The sequence below is a fragment of the Thiocapsa sp. genome (genome assembly GCF_011390875.1).
In the GTDB taxonomy this organism is placed as follows: Bacteria; Pseudomonadota; Gammaproteobacteria; order Chromatiales; family Chromatiaceae; genus Thiocapsa.
This window is the reverse complement of the sequence record NZ_JAABRP010000320.1, coordinates 1-3723: the sequence shown is the minus strand read 5'-3', so window position 1 is coordinate 3723 and position 3723 is coordinate 1. Positions and strand designations below refer to the sequence as shown.

Annotated in this window: 2 protein-coding genes; both read left to right on the top strand. The window is 66.1% G+C overall.

Annotation, left to right across the window (positions count from 1 at the left end):
* The first annotated feature begins 151 nt into the window (after positions 1–151).
* A complete protein-coding gene (locus GPT33_RS17770) occupies positions 152–1090 on the top strand; it encodes an ATP-binding cassette domain-containing protein (protein ID WP_296811726.1) in 939 nt (312 codons plus the stop codon).
* Positions 1083–3723: Gldg family protein (locus GPT33_RS17765; protein ID WP_296811723.1), on the top strand; the 2641-nt coding region annotated here is incomplete at its 3' end. The genes GPT33_RS17770 and GPT33_RS17765, both read left to right, overlap by 8 nt.

The following is a 3723-nucleotide window of genomic DNA, read 5'->3' as shown; positions in this document are numbered from 1 at the left end:
GTTCCGAATCGCTCGATCCTCGAAGCGGTTTCCATTCCCAACCATTCAGAGTCCTGAACCGCGTCCCCTCCGACGCGCCGGGGATCGCCGAGAGCCGATCCCGCGCGATGTCGGCGCAAAGTACGCCGGACGCGGTTCAGCAGGAGACATCATGATCGAGGTTCGCGAGCTGAGTCGCAGCTATGGCGAGCTCAAGGCGGTGCAACAGGTGTCGTTCGACATCGGCCGCGGCGAGATCGTCGGGCTGCTCGGCCACAACGGGGCCGGCAAGACCACCATCATGAAGATGATGACCGGTTATCTGGAGCCGAGCAGCGGCTCGATCCGGATCGACGGGCTGGATATCGCCGAGCAGCGGCGCGAGGCGCAACGGCGCATCGGCTATTTGCCCGAGAACTGCCCCCTCTACCCCGAGATGCGTGTGATCGACTACCTGGACTACCAGGCGGCACTGCACGGGATGGCCGACAACCGCCGTCCCGCGGCCATCCGCCGGGCGATCGCGCGCACCGATCTCGGTCCCAAGGCGACCGCGACCATCGGCACCCTTTCGCGCGGCTATCGCCAACGCGTGGGCGTGGCCCAGGCGATCCTGCACGAGCCTGCGATCCTCATCCTGGACGAGCCGACCAACGGCCTGGACCCGTCGCAGATTCAGCACATGCGAAGCCTGGTGCGCGAGCTGGCCAAGGACGCGACCCTCATCATCTCTACCCATGTCCTGCAGGAGGTCGAGGCGGTGTGCAGTCGGGTGCTCATCATGCGCGGCGGCCAACTGGCGCTCGACAGTGCACTGGATGCCATCGGGCGACCCAAACGGCTGCTTGTCACGCTCGACTGCTCACCCGAAGAGGCCCGCCCGGTGCTCGCCCGGATCGAGGGGGTCACCGACGTCGAGGTGTGGGACGGAGAGGCGGGTCTTCGCCACTTTGCCCTGAGCGCCGCGGATCCGCAGGCGCTCGCACCGCTGGTCGCCAAGGCGCTCGGCGGACAACCCTGGAACCTCTACGGACTCGCGCCCGAGCGGCGCGACCTCGAAGACCTCTTCGGAGCCGTGACCTTGGAGCAGATGGAGGTGGCTCATGTCTGACATCCTGCGCGTCGCACGCCGCGAGCTCGGCGCCTTCTTCGGCTCGCCGGTCGCCTATCTCTTCATCGGCGCCTTCCTGGCGGTTTCGCTCTTCGTCTTCTTCTGGGTCGATGCCTTCTTCGCGCGCAACATCGCCGATGCCCGACCCCTGTTCGACTGGATGCCGGTACTGCTGATTTTTCTCTGCGCCGCCCTGACCATGCGGCTCTGGAGCGAAGAGCGACGCGCCGGAACGCTCGAGACACTCATGACCCTGCCGGTGCCGACCCTGAATCTAGTCCTCGGCAAGTTCCTCGCGGGTCTGGCATTGGTCGCGATCGCCTTGGCCCTGACGCTGCCGATCCCGCTGACCGTCTCGCTCCTGGGTCCGATGGACTGGGGCCCGGTGATCGGTGCCTATCTGGCCACCCTGCTGCTGGCGTCGGCCTATCTGGCGATCGGACTCTTTGTCTCGTCGCGCACCGACAACCCGATCGTCGCACTGATCGGGACCACCCTGGTCGGCGCCCTGCTCTACCTGATCGGCACCCCGGCGCTGACCAATCTGGTGGGGCACGACGGCGGCGAGCTGCTCCGCCTCATCGGCAGCGGCTCGCGCTTCGAGTCCATCACACGCGGTGTGATCGATCTGCGCGATCTCTATTACTACCTGAGCATCGTCGGCGCCTTCCTCGCCCTCACCCTCTACAGCCTGGAGCGTCTGCGCTGGGCCGAATCGGACGCCAACCGGCGGCATCATCGACGCTGGACCCTGGTGAGCGGGCTTGCGGTCGCCAACCTTCTGGCCGCGAACCTCTGGCTCGGCGCCGTCGGCAACGCCCGCGTGGATCTCACCGAGGGTCGGGTCTACTCGATCTCGGAGGCGACTCGGACCTATCTCGGCCAACTGCAGGAGCCGCTCCTGATCCGCGGCTATTTCAGCGCGGACACGCACCCCTTGTTGGCCCCGTTGGTCCCTCAGATCCGCGACCTGCTGCGTGAGTATCAGATCGCCGGCGGCGGCCGGGTTCAGGTCGAGCTCGTCGACCCCGAGCGCTCGCCCGAGCTCGAGCGCGAGGCCGGCGAGCAATACGGGATCCGTCCCGTCGCCTTCCAGACCGCGACCAAGTATCAGGCATCCGTGGTCAACTCCTATTTCGATATCTTGATCAAGTACGGCGATCAGTTCGAGACGCTCGGCTTTCAGGACCTGATCGACGTGAAGGTTCAAGGCGAGACCGATCTGGATGTACGCCTGCGCAACCCCGAGTACGATCTCACCCGCGTGATCCGCAAGGTCCTCTACGGCTATCAGGGCGCCGGCGATCTCTTCGCCAATCTCAACGAGCCGGTGCGTTTCCGCGGCTTCATCTCGCCGGCCGATCGCCTGCCAGAGCCCTTGCCTGCGCTGCGGGCCGACTTAGAGTCAATCCTGTCCGAGCTTGCCGAGAGGGGCGGCGAGCGCTTCAGCGTCGAAATCCAGGATCCTGCGGCCGGCGACGGCACGCTGGCCCAAACGATCGCCGAGCAGTTCGGTTTCGAGCCGCTGGTGGTCAGTCTGCTCGATCCCACGCCCTTCTACTTCTACATGGTGCTCGAATCCGGCGATCAGGCCGTTCCGGTTCCGCTCCCCGAGTCGCTCGATCGAGCGGGTCTGACACGCGCCATCGAGTCCGGCATCAAGCGGTTCGCTCCGGGGGTCTTGCGGACCATCGCGCTCTACACGCCGCCGTCGACGCCCGGGATGTTCGGCGAGCCGGCTGCCGGACCCGGCTATGGCCTCTTGCAGGAGACCCTGCGCACCGGATTCAATCTGCGCGAGACGGATCTCACATCCGGTCAGGTCGGCGAGGATGCCGATCTGCTCCTGGTGGTCGGACCCGCGGCCCTGGACGAGCGCCAGCAGTTCGCCATCGACCAATTCCTGATGCAGGGCGGGACCGTCATCCTGGCCGCATCCAGCTTCGATCTGGACCTGGCCGGGGGCTCCATCGCGGCGCGGGCAGCCCCGACCGGGCTGGAAGACTGGCTTGCCCATCAGGGGCTGACACTCGAGCCGAGCCTGGTGCTCGACCCCAAGAACACGCCTTTCCCGATCCCGGTGCAGCGTGATCTGGGCGGCTTTATGGTCGAAGAGATCCAAACGCTCGACTATCCCTATTTCCCGGATGTCCGCAGCGACGGACTCGCGCAGGACTCCGGAATCACCTCGGCCCTCGGCCAGATCACCATGAACTGGTCCTCGCCGATTCAGATCGATGCCGAGAAGAACGCCGATCGGCGTGTGATCGAGCTGATCCGCAGCTCCTCCGGGTCCTGGACCAGCGCGTCGGAGAACATGCAGCCCGACTTCGAAACGCACGGCAGTCTCGGTTTTCCGCGCGGCGAAGATCGCGGCAGCCGTGCCCTGGCCGTTGCGGTCGAGGGACGCTTCGACTCGGCCTTCGCGGGGCGTCCCTCGCCGCTCCTCGACGATTCGTCCGAAGACGACGCATCCGAGGACAGCGGGCCCGACGACACCGACCCGCAGGCGATCGACCCTGAGACGGGCGAACCCGTCGAGGACAAGGCCCCGGTCATCTCGGGCGTCGTGGAGACCTCGCCCGCTTCGGCTCGACTGATCCTGATCGGCTCTTCGACCTTCCTTTCGGACA

Excerpts from the sequence above, each read along its gene's own strand:
- GPT33_RS17770 (WP_296811726.1), top strand. The coding sequence starts at position 152 with ATGATCGAGGTTCGCGAGCTGAGTCGCAGCTATGGCGAGCTCAAGGCG.